Genomic DNA, 18771 nt, shown 5'->3' with positions numbered 1-18771 from the left:
TTCGCGGGTCGATCAGAAGATGATCAGCGTGGTGCCCGCCACGATGGCCGAGCGGATCTGTGCCAGATCGAACGATCCGGTGATCCCCGGCAGCTCCACCCGGAACCGGACCAGATCGCCGTCGCGGGTGGCGTGCACGATGCGTGCGTCGTTCGGTAGCCGATCCAGCAGGATCGCAGGCGCGGTGACCAGCTTGCGGGGGATCCGGATGCCCAACCAGTTCGCCCGGTGGATATCGACGGTCAGCAGGTTGTCGCGCACCTGCGCCTCCACCAGCGCGCTGATCCGGCGTTTTCGATGCTTCGCCCGGATCAATCCGCTCACGTCGACGTCGAGTTTCCAATCGCGCTGGTGGGTATCGAGCCAGCCGACGAGCGCCTCGGTGGTGACGGTTCCGTTCAGGTCCAGCTGCTGCACCCGCGCCTTCGTGGGCACACCGGGCACCAGCCGGACGCCGTGCGCGATCACGGTGACCTGTTCGATCGGGTGATCGTCCCAGCGCAGCCGGGACAGCACAGTCTTGGTCTGGAAATGCGCACCGCGCCTGCGCACCTTCAGCACCTGCAGGGTCGCGTGCAGATCGTGGCCGAGCAGGGTGGCGCTGACCTCCTGGCCGCCGAACCGGCTGAGAATGCCCTCGCTGAGCACGGTCATCAGCACATCCGGCATGAGCGCGGTCACCGTGCCCGCGCCGAAGTCGGCCAATGGATCCACCCAGGCGGTGGTGTAGGCGAGCCATTGCTCGAGCAATGATTGATCGAAGAGGCGTTTACCCATGTCGACGGCCCGCATCGGTGACCATGACGTCGGATCGAAGTACGTGGCCATGATTGCTCCGAGCGTACTTGGCGTCGGTGCACCCGACCACGTTCGCGGCTGTGACGAAGTGGGCAATTGTGCGCATTCAGATGAGGCGTCTATACCTGCTGGTCGGCGGCCAAGGCGCGCAGGCCGTCCGCGCAGGATGGGTAGCGGGGCTGCCAACCTAGTTCCGCCTTCGCCTTGGCGTTGGACACTCGCATATCGGCCTGTGTCATGCGGTAGGCATACGACATGGGCCGCATCATCCAGGCGGGTAGCGTGAACGGCTTTGGTGTGCCGAAGGTTTCGGCGACAAGCCGGACGTGTCCACTGAAGCTGAGCGGGGCGTCATCCACGATGTTGTATGCGGCACCGGGCTTTCCGCCTTCGACGGCCAGGGCCACCGCCGCACCCGCATCGGCAAGATTGATCCACGGCAGCACACGTCCGTGATCGTTCACCACGGGCAGCTGTCGTTTGCGCAGCATCCCGACAATGGCCTCGGTGCCGCCCGCGCCGTAGAACAGGCCGTAACGCAATGAGATGCCTTCGATCCCATCGGCATTCAGCACCAGCTCTTCCTTGACCCGCATGCCTTCGAGGTGCGGTTCCACCGCCTTGTCGCCGGTCGGCGCGAAGGCGTCGTCCTCGGTGAGTACGTGACCGTCGAAATCGCCGTAGCCGTAACCGAAGACCATGGATTCGGCGATGACCCGCCGGGCACCGACGGCGTGCGCGGCCTCCAGCAGGTTGGCGGTGCCGGTGATCCGCAGCGCATTGGTCGCGTACATATCCTTGTGCCGCATGGGCGCCTTGCGCAGTGCCGTCGCCGCGTGCACCACGGTGTCGACGGTGCGGCCCTCGACCGCGCGCAGCAGCTGGTCGCGATTCATCAGATCAGCCCGGACATCGGCCCCGGCGCCGCGGGACAGCGAAATCACGGTGTAGCCGGACTGCCGGAGAGCGGTGGTGATGTGGCCGCCCAGCACACCGCTCGCCCCGGCCAGCAATACGTTCTTGGTGTCGTTCATAGCCATCGGACAGCTGACCTCCTTCCGACGTGACACAGTCGAATGTGAGCTACCTCACTCTCGTGAGCTTGCCGGGGCGCCGCCTCGAACGTGATCAGTTCCCGTATCCGCCGCCGCCGGGCGTCTCGATGACCAGCACATCCCCGGGTTCGAGATGCGCCGAATCCGCCCCGCTCAGGTCCTGCACCGTGCCATCGGCACGTTCGATCCGGTTTCGGCCGAGGGCGCCGGGCCCGCCGCCCGCCATGCCGTACGGCGGCACCCGGCGGTGACTCGACAGCGTCGACACCGTCACCGCTTCGGTGAACCGCAGCCGACGCACCGCACCGTCACCACCGCGCCATCGACCGGTGCCCCCGCTCCCCGCGCGTACCGAGAACTCCTCGAGCAGTACCGGCAGCCGCCACTCCAGCACCTCCGGATCGGTGAGCCGGGAGTTGGTCATATGGGTCTGGACCACCGGTGCGCCGTCGAAGCCGTCGCCCGCACCGGATCCGGATCCGATCGTCTCGTAGTACTGGCTGCGTTCATTGCCGAAGGTGATGTTGTTCATCGTGCCCGACCCCTCGGCCTGTACCCCGAGCGCCGCGTACAGCGCGCCGGTAATCGCCTGGGAGGTCTCGACATTGCCCGCGACGACCGCGGCGGGCGGTTCGGGCGCGAGCATCGAACCGGGCGGGACGATGATCTGCAACGGTCGCAGGCAGCCGTCGTTGAGCGGGATATCGTCGGCGACCAGCGTGCGGAAGACATACAGGACCGCCGCGTTCGCAACGGCATAGGGCGCGTTGAAGTTACCGTCGAGCTGTGCCGAGGTGCCGCTGAAATCGATGGTGGCACTGCGGTTTTCCCGATCCACCGTGACCCGGACGCGAATGGTCGCACCCAGATCGGTCTGATAGGCGTACTCGCCGTCGTCGAGCGCATCGATGACGCGCCGCACCGATTCCTCCGCATTGTCCTGCACATGCCGCATATACGCCTCGACGACATCGAGCCCGAAATGCTCGATCATCTTCCGGACTTCCTCGACGCCCTTGGCATTGGCGGCGATCTGGGCGCGCAGATCGGCGAGATTGGTGGCCGGATTGCGGGACGGGTACGGCGCTTCGGTGAGCAAGCGCAGCGTCTCGTCCTCGCGGAACCGGCCGTCCTCGACGAGCAGCCAGTTGTCGAAGATGACGCCCTCTTCCTCGATGCGACGGCTGTTCGCCGGCATCGAACCGGGTGCGATACCGCCGATTTCGGCGTGATGGCCGCGCGCGGCGACATAGAAGAGGATCTCGGCGCCCGCGGTGTCGAATACCGGCGTGATCACCGTGACATCGGGCAGATGGGTGCCGCCGTGGTAGGGATCGTTGACGGCATAGGTGTCGCCGGGGCGCATTCCCCCGGCCTGCCTGCGCCGGATGACCTCCTTGACGCTGGTGCCCATCGATCCGAGATGGACCGGAATATGCGGTGCGTTGGCGACGAGGTTGCCGTCGGGATCGAAGAGCGCGCAGGAGAAGTCCAGGCGCTCTTTGATATTGACCGACTGCGCGGTCGACTCCAGCCGCGCGCCCATCTGCTCGGCGATGGACATGAACAGATTGTTGAAGACCTCCAGCAGCACCGGATCCGCTTCGGTGCCCGCCTCTGGTCCGGCCGCCGCCGCGACCCGTTCCATGATCAGATGCCCGAGGTCGTTCACCACGGCCTGCCAGCCGTCGTCGACGACCGTGGTGGAGTTGGCCTCGGTAATGATCGCGGGCCCGCGTATTGCTTTCTTCGGCACCAATTCCGCACGCCGATAAAGGAATACCGCACGCCGAGCGCCACCGGTGTGCAGTTGTACCGACTCCGGCTCGCTGGTGGCTAGGCGCGGACCGGCCAGGTCGGCGAGATCGGGTGGTTCGGTGAGCCCGGTCGCCTCGACCGAAAGCGCCTCGATCACGATCGGGCGATCCAGTACGAAGGAGTAGGTGCCGCGATGGCGTTCGACGAAATCCGTTGCCATCTGCGCCGGCTCGGTGAGCTCGACGGTGAGCGTGGTGTCGGTGCCGTCGTAGCGCAGCTGGGCGCGCCGCACGATACGCACCCGGTGCACGGGCACGTCCTCACCGAGAAGTTCGGCGCGAGCGATGGCCTCCAGATCGTCGGCGATCTCACCGACACGGTCCATCGACTCCTCGTGCAGCGGCAACTCCACCGAACGTTCGCGCATGGCGGTGGTATCGGCGAGACCGATACCGAGGGCCGAGAGCACACCGGCCATGGGCGGCACCACAACGGTGCGAATGCCGAGGGAATCGGCCACCTTGCAGGCGAGTTGGCCGCCCGCGCCGCCGAAGGTGGTCAGCGCGTACCGGGTCACATCGTGGCCCTTCTGCACCGAGATCCGCTTGATGGCGGCGGCGATATTGGCGACCGCGATTTCGAGATAGCCCTCGGCGACTTGTTCCGGTGTGCGATCGTCACCGGTGCTCGACGCGATTTCGGCGGCCAGTTCCGCGAATCGGCTGCGCACCAGCGCATCATCGAGCGGTTCGTTGCCATCCGGCCCGAAAACCCTTGGAAAATACTCGGATTGGATGCGGCCGAGCATCACATTGGCATCGGTGACCGTCAGCGGTCCGCCGCCGCGGTAACAGGCCGGCCCGGGTGCCGCGCCCGCGGAATCGGGTCCGACGCGGTAGCGGCTGCCGTCGAAATGCAGGATCGAACCGCCACCCGCCGCGACAGTATGGATATCGAGCATCGGCGCCCGCAACCTGACACCGGCGATCTGCGTAATGAACACCCGCTCGTACTCGCCCGCGAAATGCGATACATCCGTGGAGGTTCCACCCATATCGAAGCCGATGACGCGGTCGAATCCGGCGAGTTCGGACATTCGCACCATGCCGACGATGCCGCCCGCCGGACCGGACAGAATTGCGTCCTTACCGCGGAACTGTCCGGCCTCGGTGAGTCCGCCATTGGACTGCATGAACATCAGCCGCACACCGGTGAGCTGGTCGGCGACCTGTTGGACGTAGCGGCGCAGCACCGGTGAGAGATAGGCGTCCACCACCGTGGTGTCCCCGCGCGGCACCAGCTTCATCAGCGGGCTCACCTCGCTGGACAGCGAGATCTGTGGAAATCCGATCTCGCGGGCAACCCGGCCGATCGCCTTTTCGTGTTCGGGATACAGATGCGAATGCATGCAGACGACGGCGACGGCGCGAATACCGCTGTCGTACAACGGCTTCAGTTCGGCCGCCAGTGCGTCGAGATCCGGTGGGGTCAGCACCGTCCCATCCGCCGTGACGCGCTCGTCCACCTCGATCACGTGCTCGTGCAACAACTCCGGCAGCACGATCTCGCGCGCGAAGATCTGCGGCCGATTCTGGTAGGCGATGCGCAGTGCGTCGCGGAAGCCGCGGGTGATGACCAGCACAGTCCGTTCGCCCTTGCGCTCGAGCAGTGCGTTGGTCGCGACCGTTGTGCCCATCCGGACGGCATCGATATCGGCGGGGGCGCCCGCGTCGGCGAGGATTTCGCGAATGCCTGCCACCGCGGAGTCTGCATAGCGCGCCGGATTCTCCGAGAGCAGCTTGTGCGTGACGAGTTTGCCGTCGGGTCGACGGGCCACCACATCGGTAAATGTGCCGCCCCGATCGATCCAGAACTGCCAGCCCGGTGTCTCGCGCGTCACCGGAGCCGCCCGTGCGAAGTACGTATGCGCTGGTCGATCACATGCGCACCATACCGAATCACCGTCGGCGCGGATCCGAGCGCGATCAGTGCGGCGGATCGAGCTTCGCGTGCATGAGATACACGTTGTAGCTATCCCACGCCGAGATGGTGAAGTACAGATCCTCGCTAGTCGACCACGGATGGATGAAGCCGCCGTAGGCCTTCGGATAGTCGTCGGTGGAGACCAGCTGGACACCATCGGTCCAGGCGCCCTGCGGGCTCGCCGCGGTGCGCATCACGATCGCACCGCGCGCCGAATCCAGATAGACCATCTGCCACTGTTCAGCGTCCTTGTCGAAGCGCACCGACAGCTCGCTTGCCATACCGAGAACCAAAGGCGTGGCCTGGTTTTCGGCCGCGGGGGCCCAGGTGCCGCCGACCCAGTACTGGTATGCCGATTTGTTCAGCACCTCGGTCTTCGGCACCCTGGCCAGGCCGATCATGCCGACCCGCCCGTTGGGTGTGCCGAACATATAGACGTAATCGCCCTGCGACACCATGGCGGTCACCTGGAACCGGCCGAGCCCGAAGAAGTTGTCCCACCTGGCGTGCTGATCCTTGACCCAGGTGCGGCCGTTGTCGTCGGAGTACGCGAGTCCGCCGTAATTGGTCGACCACAGGCCGGGGATCCGGCTCCAGTGGTTCACCGACATGTAGCTCATGAACTGGCGCTGCCCGATCGCGAACCCGGAGGTCGGGATGGTGGTCGTCTCCCAGTTCTTGATCTTGCGGCTGGACAGCAGTTCGGTGGCGTGACAGCGGCTGTCCTGCACCATGGTGTCGATGCCGAGTCCGTCGGTGAGATCGTGGTCGGTGCTGTAGCCGAGCACATTGCTGCGCCAGTCGGGCCCGCCCACGCCGCCACTGGTCCAGCCGTCGCCGAAGGTGTCGCCGAAGGCCACCGCGACCTCGCCCGGTTTGGTCTCCCACATGATGCCGAGGTCGGTGCCGTCGACCTGCCAGCGCATATCGGTGCGGTTAGCTGAACCGTGCCCGGTCACCTGACCGACCAGATCCACCGATTCCACCAGCGGCGGGGCGATGGCGGCGGTCAGCGGTCCGGGTTCGGCCGGGTGCACGATCGGCGGTGGTGCGGGTTGCGGTTCGATTCCGTCGGGGCCGGGCACCGGGATCGGAATGGGTTCGATCTCCGGACGGAACTCTATGCGCGGCAGGCGGATCGAGCCGGAACCCGAACTCGAGCCGGAACCCGAGCCGGAACCCGAACTCGAGCCTGAACTCGAACCGGGTCCGGAACCGGAGCTGGACCCGGTGTCGGGCGCGCCTTCCGGTTCCGGATCGGTGGCGGGATCCGACGGTTTCGGTGTGTCCCGAATATCCGGGCACGGGTTGCGGCACGGGTCGGTGGGCAGCGGTTCCGGATCGATCCGGGTGTTGTCCGGCGGCGGATCAGGGACCGGAACCGGCGTGATCTCGGGAACCGGTACCGGGATATCGATCTGCGGGGGCAAAGGGGGCAGTGGTGGAGGAGGCGGTGCGTTCGGGTCCGGCGCCCGGTTCAACGGGTCGAATCCGATCTCACCACAGCTGTTCACCGGCGGCGGGGCCCACGGATGCTGCGCGGCCTGCGCGACGGGTGTCGGTACGTTCAGCGCTCCGGCCAGCAGCACGCCGAGGATTGCGGGAGCACAGATCGGCCGAAATCCCATCCGTTGTTGACTCCCTGTCGATTCGGGTCGATGGGAGATCAACTTACCCGACCGAATCGCGTGAAGGGTGGAACCGGATGGGGCGCAGTCGCGTCCAACCAGATATGAACGAGATCGAGTACGTGTTCGGAACCGGCGACGGCACGGTGCACGTCTGGACCAGCAAGGCGGATCTGGATCTGTCCGGGGCGGGCGTTGGCGATGCGGTGGCACTCGACTTCGACGGCGACGGCCTGGTCGACGACGTGCTGTGGGATTCGCACGGCACCGGCATTGCCGATGTGGCCGGGCTGGATCTCGACGACGACGGCGTACTCGACCATTTCTTCACCGATCCGACCGGCAACGGCACCTGGAATCACCAGATCACCGGCAGCCCGGCCGATGCGGACAGCGAACACCTGGCCTGGATCGAGCGCACCGAGCCCGAGCCGGAGCATCTCGCCGACGACCAATTCGGCGCGGCCTTGTCGAATCACGATGAGCCGATGCAGGATTCGCGCTGGTTCGATCCGCAGGCTCCGATCGAACATGTCGCCGCGCTTCGGGATCACCGGACCTGGTCGGGCGATGAATCCGCTTATCCGATAATGCCGTTCAGCGAGTAACCGGCACCCGCCGACTGTTGGCGGCAATGGCCACTATTCCGGCGCAATAGATTCCGGCGCCGACCAGCACCACGCCGATCGAGCGCCCATCCGCCGGTATCACCGATGCGGTGAGCGCGATCGCGAGCACGAACGCAATATTGAATACGGTGTCCTGCAGTGCGAACACCTGACCGCGCCTGGTGTCATCGATATCGATCTGCATGGTCGCGTCGCCGGTCAGCTTGATGATCTGCCCCGCGAGCCCGAACAGGAATGCCGCGACCAGCAGCAATTGATGCGCCCGATGCGCCGCGGTCGCCGCCGTCGCGATCGCGGTCGGGGTGACCAGCGCCAACTGCACCACGGTCGCGGTCGACAACCCGAGGACCACCGTGCGCGAGCGGCCGAGCCGCGGAATCAACACCGGTGCGACGACCGCCGCCACCAGCATCCCGGCGGCGGTACAGCCGATGGCGAGCCCGAACCGGGTCAGTCCGGTATTCGCGCCGCCGCCGTCGACGGGCGCCTGCCGCAGCACCAGCACCATGATCAGCGTATTGGTGCCGAATACGATTCGATGCGTGCCGATGCCGATCATCGCGGTGGTGACCTGAACCGCTCCCCAGACTGCGGCAGCACCGTGGCGTAGACCGGTCGCGATCGCCCGCACCGCACTGTCGCGCGTCGCGGTGCCCGGCTCCGGACCGAGCACCCCAGCCCCGAAGCCCGTCGCGAATACCGCACCGCAGACCGACCACGCCGCACTGATCGCCACCGCGACCGCCGACGCGAAATCACCCGCGCCGATCAACCCGATGATCGCGACCGCCGCCGCGGCGCCGACACCGGCACACCCGGACGCCACCGTGGCCAGCACCGAATTCGCGGGCACCAGCCAGTGTTGATCGAGCACTCGGGGCAACGCAGCCGACACGCCCGAGAGCACGAACCTGCTGATTCCGACCACGGCGAGCGCGAGCAACAACAACGGTGTGTCACTGGTGCCCGCCAATAGCCCGACACTCACCGCTGCGATCAGCACCGCCCGCAGCACATTGGCGACCAGCAGCACGGCCCGCCGATCCCAGCGGTCCAGCAGCGCACCGGCATACGGTCCGATCAGCGAGTACGGCAGCAGCAATACCGCGAACGCGGCCGCGATGGCGAGCGGATCGGTCTCCCGTTCCGGGTTGAACAGAATGGCACCGGACAGCGCCGCCTGGAACATGCCGTCACCGAACTGACCGGTAAAGCGGACCAGCGCCAAACGCAACACGCCCGGACTCTCGCGCAGCGCCGTCTGTAGCGAAACCGGCCGCGCGTCCGCGGGAGTGTTGCCGTCGGGGCGACCAGTAGACACGCCCAGAGGCTACTGTGTTCGACTTGCCGCGCCTGCGGCGCGGCGTGTTCGCGGCCCCCGGGTGTCTCGCGGCCGAGCCGTCGAGACTCGCGACTTCGTCGCATGCGCTTCGACGACTCGGCCGCGAACGTCGCTCGTAAGACTTGCTCCGTGGTGGTCAGCAGTGTGGCCCGTACGGATCAAACGCAGTTGACCAGGGTGGAGATTGTTTCGCGCATATCCGGTGCCATCGGGAGATCGGCGAGCGCGGCGGCATCGATCCAGGCGAAGGCGTCGTGTTCGCCCGGGGCCAGCGCGACATCGCCGGGCTCCACCTCGACGATGAAGCTGTACTTGCGCACTCTGGGCTTGGTCCTGGTGGCGTAGTCGAAGTCGCCGAGGTACTCGGTGATGGCGCGCACCCGCAGCCCGGTCTCCTCGAACAGTTCCCGGACCACGCATTCGGCCAGGGTCTCCCCGGATTCGACTCCGCCACCGGGCAGTTCGTACATGCCGCCGTGGTAATCGTCGGGTACGCGGCGCACTACCAGGAGTTTGCGATCGCGGAATACCGCGACACCGACGACGAAATCGCTGATCCCGTCGCGCTCTGCCGCATCGCGGAGTTGCTGCTCGATGCGTGCGAGCACCTCGGTTCGCATCCGTTCGTCACCTCCGATTCCGTTGTGGCACATGATGTTACGAAACCGCCCCGCACGCGTACAGACCTCCGTCAGGTGCTGGCGGGCCGTGCCGACCGCCGACTCGACTAACCGGTCGGTACTGCTCGCCTGCCGTTCACCCGCAGCCGCGAGTGACTACCTTGCACGTCACTCACGAAGATCAGCTCGCGTAAAATGCCGAGTGCAGGACAATTTACTAGGAATTCGGAGTACCACGTCGTAAGTGCTCCTACCCTGAAAGGTGATCGGTGCACGGTCCCGAGAGGAGGACCACGATGTCCACACTCACGACACCACACATCGATGTCCATCGCGGCGGCGATCGCATGAAAACGCGCGTGTCCTGGCTGGATTCGAAGCACTCGTTCTCCTTCGGGGAGCACTACGATCCCGACAACACCCATCACGGGCTGCTGCTCGTCAATAACGAAGATATCGTTTCCCCTGGTCAGGGCTTCGAAACCCACCCACACCGGGATATGGAGATCGTGACCTGGGTGCTCGGCGGCTCGCTGGTGCACCAGGATTCGCTCGGGCACAGCGGCGTCATCTATCCCGGTCTGGCACAGCGGATGAGCGCGGGCACCGGAATTCTGCATTCGGAAAAGAACGACTCCTGGCGTCTGGACCACGGCACCGAACACGACCTGCCGGTCCATTTCGTGCAGATGTGGGTGGTGCCGGACGAACCGGGCTCGGAGCCCGGATACCAGCAGCTCGAGATCGACGACGAATTGGCCCGCGGCGGCCTGGTGACCGTGGCCTCCGGCCTGCCGCGCTATCGCGATCGGACCGCGATCGCCATCGGCAGCAGCCATTCGGCGATGCATGTGGCGCGGTTGGCGGACAGCGGGGAAACCGAGCAGGCGATCGACCTGCCGGACGCGCCGTATCTGCATCTGTTCGTCGCAAGGGGCGAGGTGGAGATGGAGGGCGTCGGTCCGTTGTACGCGGGTGACGCTGTCCGCATGACCAGATCCGGTGGGCAACTGGTGACCGCCCACGGGCCGGCGGAGATCCTGGTCTGGGAGATGCACGCGCGGCTCGGCTCGGAATAACCCCCTCGGCATCAACATCCCGGGGAGTGCGATCAGAAGGCCACTGCAGCGCAAGCGCACCGGCTGAGAGGAAGTCCCATGGCGCAATATCCGCCGCCCGGTCAATATCCGCCACCGGGTCAGTACCCGCCGCCACCGGGCCAGGGGCAGCCGAACTACTGGCAGGAATCCCCCAAGCGCAAGGGCATGGCGATCACCGCACTGGTGCTCGGCATCCTCGGCTTGCTGAGTTGCTGGACGCTGATCGGCGGCTATCTGTTCGGCTTCTTCGCGCTGATCTTCGGCATCATCGCGCTGGTCAAGATTCGTTCCGGCAGTGCGGGCGGCACCGGCATGGCCGTCACCGGATTGATCCTGGGTGTGCTCGCGCTGGTCGCCGCCGTGGTACTCAGCATCGTCGGCTGGAGCTTCTTCGTCGACTCCGGCGGCAAGGACTATCTGGACTGTATGCAGAAGGCCGGCGACGATCAGACCAAACAAAACGAGTGCCGGGACAAGTGGCAGCACAGTATCGAGCAGAGCTTCAGCGTGACGCTCACTCCGCGCCCGACCCCTTGACAACACCCTTGATGCCCTTGACGACCGACCGGCCGCCGCTGTTCGCGCACGTCCGGGTGGCGGCGATGACATCGCCGAGTTCAGGGCGGTAGTCGCCCTCGGGCGGTGCGATCCAGATCCGGTAGCCGCTGAGTTCATCGGTCGGTGAGGGCAGCACGATCCGGCTGCCCGGCAGCGCCACCGAGGCGCAGAGTCGGAACAACTCCGGGAACAGCGTCATATCCAGGTACGAGTTATCGGTCGGACCGGTCAGGAAGGACCAACGGCTGGAGCGCGGATGCGCGATGATCGGTCCGGTCCGCCCGTAGTTGGCCAGGAGGTAGGCGTGCACCCGCTTGCCGAGTACGGCGGGCATGACGACCGCGCCGACCGCGCCGACTTCCAACAGAATTCGCCCGAGGCCCGGATCGACCACTCCGTAGAGACCGTTGTCCTTGCGATAGCGGCGACATCGCGCCAAGGCGTCCTGGGTCGCCGCGAAATCCTGGGCTGCCAGGTAGCTACCCGATTCCATTCGCGACGTACCCATGACGAACCTCGCCTCGACTCTGAGTGGATCGACGTAAAAACCGAAGTTGCCGCTGAAATCGACATTAGACCCGCACAAGTTCCTTGACAATAGTCACACGCCGAGTAAATTTCCGGCGTACCATCTCGGGCCATGGCGCCCGTTTCCCCGACCGTTGCCCGCTGGGAGCTGGTGCTGCGCCTGCGCGAATTGCGCGAACAGCGCGGCTTCGATTCGGCCACCTTCGCCAAGCGGGTCGGCTTCACCCCGGCCAACTGGTCGCATGTCGAGAAGGGGCGACGGGTGCTCACCACGAACACCATCGGCCCGGTGCTCGAACTGCTCGAGGTGGATGCCGAGGAACGCGGGGAGTTGCTGACGCTGCTCGAGGCGAGTAAGCAGCGCGGGTGGTGGGCCAAATCGTCGGCCTTGATCGGGCCGGAACTGCAGCGGCTGTACGGCATGGAGTTCGGCGCGCAGAGCATTCGCAGCTATGACAGTTTGGTTTTCCCGGGTCTGCTGCAGTCCGAGGACTACGCGCGGGCGCTCATCAGTGCCGATGTGATGATCCGGCCGGTTCAAGTCGAGCAACTGGTAGCCATTCGGATGCGGCGGCAGGAGCGGTTGCGCGGCAAGGGCCGGGTGGAACTGACCGCGGTCATCGGCGAGGGCACCCTGCTACAGCAGACCGGTGGGCCGGAGGTGCTGCGTGGACAGTTGGAGTATCTGGCGAAGACGATCGAGCAGCTCGACAATATCGAGGTGCGCGTCATCCCGTTCGCGGCGCGGGCGGGAGCGGTGCTCGGCGGGTCCAGTTTCCACCTGATCGACTTCGCCGGTGAACAGCTGCCGACCTTCGCGTGGGCCGAGAGCGCGGTCTTCGGTGGCGCGGTCGACGATCCGGAACAGGTGCGCGATTTGAGCTTCGCTTACGTTCGCGCACTGGAACAATCGTTGAATCGTGCAGCATCATTGGCCCTGATCAGCAGGTATGCACGAGTGTAAAATCCTGCCCATGGCCACCACCGCTACCCTCCGGTCGGTTTTCACTGACTGGTTCACGTCGAGTCGATCGAACAACGGCAATCAATGCGTCGAAGTCCGGTTCGATGGTGACGCGGTGCTCATCCGTGACAGCAAATACCGCCGCAACCCGGCCAACCGCCCCGCTGAAGAGCCCATCATCACCGTCACCGCGAGCCTCTGGACCTCGTTCATCAACCTTCTCAACAGCGGCCGATCGCATAACGAGCTGATCGCACAAACTTGCGCCGACGGCAGCGCCACCCTGCGCCACGGCGATATCACCCTCTCCTACACCCCCGAAGAGTGGGATGCGTTCATCGCCGGCGCGCGCGACGGCGAATTCGATCGCATCATCCTGCCCGCCTGACCGCCTACCCCGGCCGTGACGCGGCCGGGGCCAACCTCGGCGACGGCGGCCTTCGCCCTATCTCTGCATACTGGAGATCGTGACTTCCGATCTGAGCAGTCCCTCCGGTATCGATCTCTCCCACCTCGACCACGCCGTGCGCGTTCAGGACGATCTGTTCGCCCATGTCAACGGTGGGTGGCTGGATACCTATGAGATACCGGCGGATCGCGCGGTCGACGGCGCCTTCCGGACGCTGTACGACCAGGCGGAGCTGGATGTGCAGACGATCATCCGGCAGGCCGCGGACTCGGCGGCGCCGCACGGCAGTGATGCGCGCAAGATCGGCGATCTGTACTCGAGCTTCATGGATACCGATACGGTGGCCTCGCTCGGGCTGGCGCCCATCGCGGGGGAACTCACCGAGATCCACGAGGTCGCCGATCGTGGTGCCTTCGCCGCGCTTCTGGGTCGCCTGCAGCGCACCGGAGTCAGTGGCGCGCTCGGCTTCTATGTCGATACCGACGACAAGAACTCCAACCGGTATCTGGTGCACGCCACCCAGTCCGGGATCGGGCTGCCCGACGAGTCGTACTACCGGCAGGACGAATTCGCAGAGATCCGGGACCGATATGTCGAGCACATCGGCCGGATGTTCGCACTGGCCGCGGCCGAACCGCAGATCGCCGCGCTGCTGCCCGCCGACCTGGCGACGGTCGGACAGCGGATCTTCGAATTGGAGCGCAAGCTCGCGGCCGGGCACTGGGACGTGGTGCGCCGTCGCGACGCCGAGTTGAGCTACAACCTCACCACCTACGACGCGCTGGTCGCCGAGCATCCGGAATTCGATTGGCACGCCTGGACTGCCGCGCTCGCCGAGGGGATCTCGAAATCGGGTCCCGAACTGTTCGCCGAAGTGGTTGTGCGCCAGCCGGATTACGTGCGCACCTTCGCGCAGACCTGGGCAGCCGAACCGCTCGCCGACTGGCAGGCGTGGGCGATCTGGCGGCTGTTGCGTTCGCGGGCGGCCTATCTCACCGATCCGATCGTCGAGGAGAACTTCGACTTCTACGGCCGCACCCTCACCGGCGCGCAGGAGAACCGGGAACGCTGGAAGCGCGGTGTTTCGCTGGTGCAGGATCTGCTCGGTGAGGCGGTCGGCAAACTGTATGTCGGCGAACACTTTCCGCCGGAGGCCAAGGCGCGGATGGTCGAGCTGGTCGCCAACCTGCAGGAGGCCTACCGCCGCAATATCGCCGAGCTGGACTGGATGGGGCCGGATACCAGGGCGGCCGCGCTGGCCAAACTGGAGAAATTCACCCCGAAAATCGGCTATCCGGACAAGTGGCGCGACTACTCCGCCATCGTCATCGTGCCGTCCGACCTGGTCGGCAACTACCGACGCGGCTATGCCGCCGAACACGATCGCGATCTGAACAAGCTCGGCGGTCCGGTCGATCGCGGCGAATGGTTCATGACCCCGCAGACGGTGAACGCCTACTACAACCCGGGCCTGAACGAAATCGTCTTCCCCGCGGCCATTCTGCGGCCGCCGTTCTTCGATATGCACGCCGACGACGCCGCCAACTACGGCGGCATCGGTGCCGTGATCGGCCACGAGATCGGCCACGGTTTCGACGATCAGGGCGCCAAGTACGACGGCGACGGCAATATGGTCGACTGGTGGACCGATGCCGATCGCACCGAATTCGGTAAGCGCACAAAGGCTTTGATCGATCAGTACAACGTGCTCTCACCCAAGGCGCTAGCCGACGACCACACCGTCAACGGCGAATTCACCATCGGCGAGAACATCGGTGATCTGGGCGGACTGTCCATTGCCCTGGCCGCCTACCGGATTTCGCTCGAAGGCGAGGAGCCGCCGGTGATCGACGGTCTGAGCGGTCTGCAGCGCGTCTTCTACGGTTGGGCGCAGGTTTGGCGGACCAAGGCCCGCAATGAGGAGGCCATCCGCCGCCTGGCCACCGATCCGCACTCGCCGCCGGAGTTCCGTTGCAATGCGGTGGTTCGCAATATCGACAGCTTCCACGAGGCTTTCGATGTGAAGCCGGGCGACGAGCTGTATCTGGAACCCGCGCAGCGCGTCAAGATCTGGTGAGCATCCGGCGGGGCCGAGGACGCCGGGCGCTCAGCGCAGGCGCTCCTCGGTTTCGCCGTCGAAGAAGAAGATCTCGTCGAGTTTCGGGCGCAGGCGCAGGCGATCACGGAGTGCCACTTGGAAGCGGCGGTCCACCCGGGCCACCACCTTGCCGGAGCGGCTGTTCCATTCATCGGTGATGCCGTGGCTGTAGATGAAGGATTCGGCGCCGAGTTCCTCGAGCAGTTCGGCGGCCACGGCGAGGCTGTTATCGCTTTCGGCGGTGGTTTCCCAGGATTCCGGACGGATGCCGACAATGACCCGCTGACCGGTTGCGGTTCGGGGCAAGGGAATTCGCAGATCGCCGAATACCGCGGCACCGTCGCGAACCGGGGCGTCGAGCAGATTCATGCCGGGTGAGCCGATGAACCCCGCGACGAAGGTATTCACCGGATCGTCGTAGAGCTCACGGGGTTTGGCGATCTGCTGGAGTTTCCCTTCGCGCAGCACCGCGACCCGATCGCCCATGGTCATGGCCTCGACCTGGTCGTGGGTGACGTAGACGGTGGTGGTGCCGAGGCGCTTCTGCAGTGCGGCGATCTGGGAGCGGGTGCTCACCCGCAGTTTCGCATCCAGGTTGGACAGCGGTTCGTCCATGCAGAAGACCTGGGGTCGGCGCACGATGGCGCGGCCCATCGCGACGCGCTGGCGTTGTCCACCGGAAAGTTTCGCCGGCTTGCGGTCGAGCAGATGCTCGAGTTCGAGCATCTTCGCCGCCTCCTGCACCCGAACTGCGGTGTCCGCCTTGTTCATTCCGGCATTGCGCAGTGCGAACCCCATATTCTGCGCGACCGTCATATTCGGATAGAGCGCGTAGCTCTGGAATACCATCGCCACATCACGGGCGCGCGGCGGTAGTCCGGTGACGTCCTTACCGCCGATCAGGATGCGACCCGCCGCAACGGATTCCAATCCGGCCAGCATCCGCAGACTGGTCGATTTGCCGCAACCCGAAGGGCCGACGAGGACGATGAATTCCCCGTCGGCGATATCGAGTTCCAGGTTGTCGACGGCGGGCGCCGGCGCACCGGGATACAGATGCGTCACCCCGTCGAAGTGCACTGTTGCCACGGCGTCGATCTCCCTCTTCGTCGGTACTACTTGGGCAGCTTCGGCGTGATCTGCCGGTCGATAATGGTCTGCAGCTGGCTGGCGACATTCGCGAAAGCCGTTGCCGGATCGGCATTCTGCAGACCGATCTGCTCCAGCCCGGTGCCGATGATCTGGTCACCGCCCGGCACGAAGACCCGCGCGTAATCCTGCGATTTGGTCACCGCGAGCTGCTCGATGGCGACCTTCGCATTCGGATTCTTCGCCAGGAAGTCGACCTCGCTCGGATCGGTCACCGCGGACTTTCGCACCGGCATGTAACCGGTGCCCTGCGAGAAGTACGCGGTATTCGCGGCATTGGTGATGAACTCGATGAACTTCAGCGCGTTCACCTTCCGCTGATCCGAGATCCGCGACGGTATCGCCAGCCCGGCACCGCCGGTGGTGACGCCGGGGCCGTTGGGATGCGGCAGGAATGCGGTGCCGAATTGCAGTTTGCCCTCGGCATTCTTCTGGATGCCCCGCAGATCGCCGGTAGAGGCGATGGTGGAGGCGATGACGCCGGTGCCGAAGTCGACGGCGATCTGCGGTTTGATGCCCGCGTACTTCTTGGTATGGATCATATCGCGCAGGAATTGGCCCGCCGCAATGGTTTTGGGATCGGTGAACTTCAGCGTCCACTGGTCGGAGTAGGCGCCGCCGAAGGTCCAGTTCGGGCCCTGGAAGGTCCAGGCCAGGTAGTTCTTGGCGTCCCCCCAGCCGTGCGCGAGCTTGCCGTCGCCGACCACCGACTGGATCTTCGGGCCCCACTCGTCGAATTCCGGCCAGCTCTGCGGGCCACGGTCGGGCAGACCGGCCTTCGCCCAGACGTCCTTGTTGTAGTAGAACAGCGGCGTCGAGCGCGCGTACGGCAGCGCGTAATGCTTACCGTTGAAGAGATAGTCGGCCGCCAGCGAATCGACGTAGTCGTCGAGCTTGACCCCGGCGTCGGCGAAGTGTGAATCGAGCGGTTCGATGGTGCCGTTGAGCGCGTAGTTGAACCACCAGACATCCGACAGCACAACGACATCGGGCAGCTCGCCGCCGGATAGCGCCGCATTGAACTTCTGCGACACCTCCTCGTAGTTCTTACCCGCGTCGACCAGATTGACCTTCAGATCCGGATACTTCGCCTGGAACCGGTTGATCAGCTCGGCTTCGAGTTCCTTCGAGGTGCCAGGGTGATTCGACCAGAAGGTGATGGTGTTGGCGTCACCGGACTGCTTGCCGCCACCGCCGCTGCCCGCACATGCGGTCAGTGCGGTACCCGCCGCAATCGCACCGGCCAGGCCGATGAATCCGCGCCGCGACAGCGCCGGGAATTGTGGTTTGGACACTGGTTTCTCCTATCAGGGTTTGCATCGCGTAGCGATTCCTCGATGGGTGGGCTCAACCCTTGACCGCACCGGACGTGAGGCCCTTGATCATGTGGCGCTGTAGCAGCAGGAAGACGATGAGGATCGGCAGCATGGTCAGCAGCGTCCCCGCCATCACCGGTCCCCAGTTGGTGACGCTCGGATTCTCGGTGTTCTGCAGCAGAGTCAGGCCGACCGGCAGTGTGGCGACCCTGGTGTCGTCGGCCATCAGGAACGGCCAGAGGTATTCGTTCCACTCGTTGACCAGCGTGACCACCGCAAAGGCCACCATTGTCGGTCCGGACATCGGCAGCACCACCCGGGTGAGCAGGCGCCACCAGTTGGCACCGTCCATCCGGGCCGCCTCGATGACCTCCGAGGGCAGTGAGAGGAAGTGATTGCGCATCAGGAAGGTGCCGAAGGCCACCCCGCAGAGCGGAATGATGATGCCCTGGAAGGTATTTCGCCAACCCAGCTGGGCGATCAGCGCGTAGTTGGAGATCACCGTGATCTGGTTGGGCACCATCAGCGCCGCGATGATCACCAGGAACACCAGGGTCTTGCCCGGAAACCGCAGAAAAACCAGGCCGTACGCGCTGAACACTCCCAGCACGAATTTCACCAGCGCGATGATCCCGGTGATGATCAGCGAATTGCGCAGGAAGGTCCAGAACGGCAGCGTCGTGGTGGCGTCCTCGTAGTTCGCCGGATGCCAACTGTGCGGCCAGTACACCGCGGGCTGGGTGTAGATATCCGGACGTGCCTTGAACGAGGTGATGAAGATCCAGAACAGCGGAACACCGACGATGATCAGCACGCACGCCATCGCGGCGTATCCG

Annotated in this window: 16 protein-coding genes; 6 read left to right on the top strand and 10 right to left on the bottom strand. The window is 65.2% G+C overall.

Annotation, left to right across the window (positions count from 1 at the left end):
* Positions 1 to 12: 12 nt before the first annotated feature.
* The 4 genes from ACIBW7_RS01760 to ACIBW7_RS01745 form a co-directional block, all read right to left on the bottom strand.
* Positions 13 to 828 (bottom strand): hypothetical protein, encoded by an 816-nt coding sequence (locus ACIBW7_RS01760; RefSeq protein ID WP_397043080.1) that lies wholly within the window; start codon positions 826 to 828, stop codon positions 13 to 15.
* A gap of 89 nt (positions 829 to 917) precedes the next feature.
* The gene (locus ACIBW7_RS01755; protein ID WP_397043078.1) at positions 918 to 1838 is read right to left on the bottom strand and encodes an NAD-dependent epimerase/dehydratase family protein; all 921 of its coding nucleotides are present in this window, start codon (positions 1836 to 1838) and stop codon (positions 918 to 920) included.
* A gap of 88 nt (positions 1839 to 1926) precedes the next feature.
* Positions 1927 to 5511, bottom strand: a complete 3585-nt coding sequence (locus ACIBW7_RS01750) for a hydantoinase B/oxoprolinase family protein (protein ID WP_397043076.1) — start codon at positions 5509 to 5511, stop codon at positions 1927 to 1929.
* 85 nt (positions 5512 to 5596) lie between these two features.
* Positions 5597 to 7222: a DUF4185 domain-containing protein gene (locus tag ACIBW7_RS01745; RefSeq protein ID WP_397043074.1), complete on the bottom strand. Its 1626-nt coding sequence runs from the start codon at positions 7220 to 7222 to the stop codon at positions 5597 to 5599.
* 77 nt (positions 7223 to 7299) lie between these two features.
* Here ACIBW7_RS01745 and ACIBW7_RS01740 point away from each other — a divergent pair, with 77 nt between their 5' ends.
* A complete protein-coding gene (locus ACIBW7_RS01740) occupies positions 7300 to 7830 on the top strand; it encodes a hypothetical protein (protein ID WP_397043072.1) in 531 nt (176 codons plus the stop codon).
* On the opposite strand, the gene ACIBW7_RS01735 is transcribed toward ACIBW7_RS01740, so the two are convergent.
* Positions 7820 to 9172 carry an MFS transporter gene (locus ACIBW7_RS01735; protein WP_397043070.1) on the bottom strand — a complete coding sequence of 451 codons (1353 nt, stop codon included), beginning with the start codon at positions 9170 to 9172 and terminating at the stop codon, positions 7820 to 7822. The genes ACIBW7_RS01740 and ACIBW7_RS01735 overlap by 11 nt on opposite strands.
* Positions 9173 to 9351: 179 nt before the next feature.
* Positions 9352 to 9813 carry an NUDIX domain-containing protein gene (locus tag ACIBW7_RS01730; protein ID WP_397043069.1) on the bottom strand — a complete coding sequence of 154 codons (462 nt, stop codon included), beginning with the start codon at positions 9811 to 9813 and terminating at the stop codon, positions 9352 to 9354.
* A 296-nt stretch (positions 9814 to 10109) separates the two neighbouring features.
* Between ACIBW7_RS01730 and ACIBW7_RS01725 the strand changes: the two genes are divergently transcribed.
* Together ACIBW7_RS01725 and ACIBW7_RS01720 are read left to right on the top strand one after the other, a co-directional pair.
* Entirely contained in the window at positions 10110 to 10892 is a 783-nt protein-coding gene (locus ACIBW7_RS01725) for a pirin family protein (RefSeq protein ID WP_397043067.1), read from the top strand.
* Positions 10893 to 10970: 78 nt separating this feature from the next.
* Positions 10971 to 11450, top strand: coding sequence for a DUF4190 domain-containing protein (locus tag ACIBW7_RS01720; protein WP_397043065.1), 480 nt, complete (start codon positions 10971 to 10973; stop codon positions 11448 to 11450).
* Here ACIBW7_RS01720 and ACIBW7_RS01715 read toward each other — a convergent pair.
* Entirely contained in the window at positions 11428 to 11979 is a 552-nt protein-coding gene (locus ACIBW7_RS01715; protein WP_397043064.1) for a hypothetical protein, read from the bottom strand. The genes ACIBW7_RS01720 and ACIBW7_RS01715 overlap by 23 nt on opposite strands.
* Positions 11980 to 12111: 132 nt before the next feature.
* On the opposite strand from ACIBW7_RS01715, the gene ACIBW7_RS01710 reads away from it, so the two are divergent.
* From ACIBW7_RS01710 to ACIBW7_RS01700, 3 genes are all read left to right on the top strand, one after another.
* Positions 12112 to 12963 carry a Scr1 family TA system antitoxin-like transcriptional regulator gene (locus ACIBW7_RS01710; protein ID WP_387287026.1) on the top strand — a complete coding sequence of 284 codons (852 nt, stop codon included), beginning with the start codon at positions 12112 to 12114 and terminating at the stop codon, positions 12961 to 12963.
* 10 nt (positions 12964 to 12973) lie between these two features.
* Positions 12974 to 13351, top strand: a complete 378-nt coding sequence (locus ACIBW7_RS01705; protein WP_040697841.1) for a DUF397 domain-containing protein — start codon at positions 12974 to 12976, stop codon at positions 13349 to 13351.
* A 79-nt stretch (positions 13352 to 13430) separates the two neighbouring features.
* Positions 13431 to 15449: a M13 family metallopeptidase gene (locus ACIBW7_RS01700; RefSeq protein ID WP_397043061.1), complete on the top strand. Its 2019-nt coding sequence runs from the start codon at positions 13431 to 13433 to the stop codon at positions 15447 to 15449.
* A 30-nt stretch (positions 15450 to 15479) separates the two neighbouring features.
* Here ACIBW7_RS01700 and ACIBW7_RS01695 read toward each other — a convergent pair whose 3' ends face one another.
* Genes ACIBW7_RS01695 through ACIBW7_RS01685 form a run of 3 tightly spaced genes read right to left on the bottom strand, consistent with a single transcriptional unit; the run spans position 15480 to position 18758 of the window.
* Positions 15480 to 16559: an ABC transporter ATP-binding protein gene (locus ACIBW7_RS01695; protein WP_397043059.1), complete on the bottom strand. Its 1080-nt coding sequence runs from the start codon at positions 16557 to 16559 to the stop codon at positions 15480 to 15482.
* A 26-nt stretch (positions 16560 to 16585) separates the two neighbouring features.
* Complete coding sequence (locus tag ACIBW7_RS01690; RefSeq protein ID WP_397043057.1) at positions 16586 to 17914, bottom strand: ABC transporter substrate-binding protein; 1329 nt, start codon at positions 17912 to 17914, stop codon at positions 16586 to 16588.
* Positions 17915 to 17966: 52 nt separating this feature from the next.
* Positions 17967 to 18758: a carbohydrate ABC transporter permease gene (locus tag ACIBW7_RS01685; RefSeq protein WP_397044131.1), complete on the bottom strand. Its 792-nt coding sequence runs from the start codon at positions 18756 to 18758 to the stop codon at positions 17967 to 17969.
* Positions 18759 to 18771 lie beyond the last annotated feature (13 nt).

This window comes from Nocardia sp. NPDC049526 (assembly GCF_044465765.1).
In the GTDB taxonomy this organism is placed as follows: domain Bacteria; phylum Actinomycetota; class Actinomycetes; order Mycobacteriales; family Mycobacteriaceae; genus Nocardia.
This window is presented reverse-complemented; position numbering and strand designations above follow the sequence as displayed.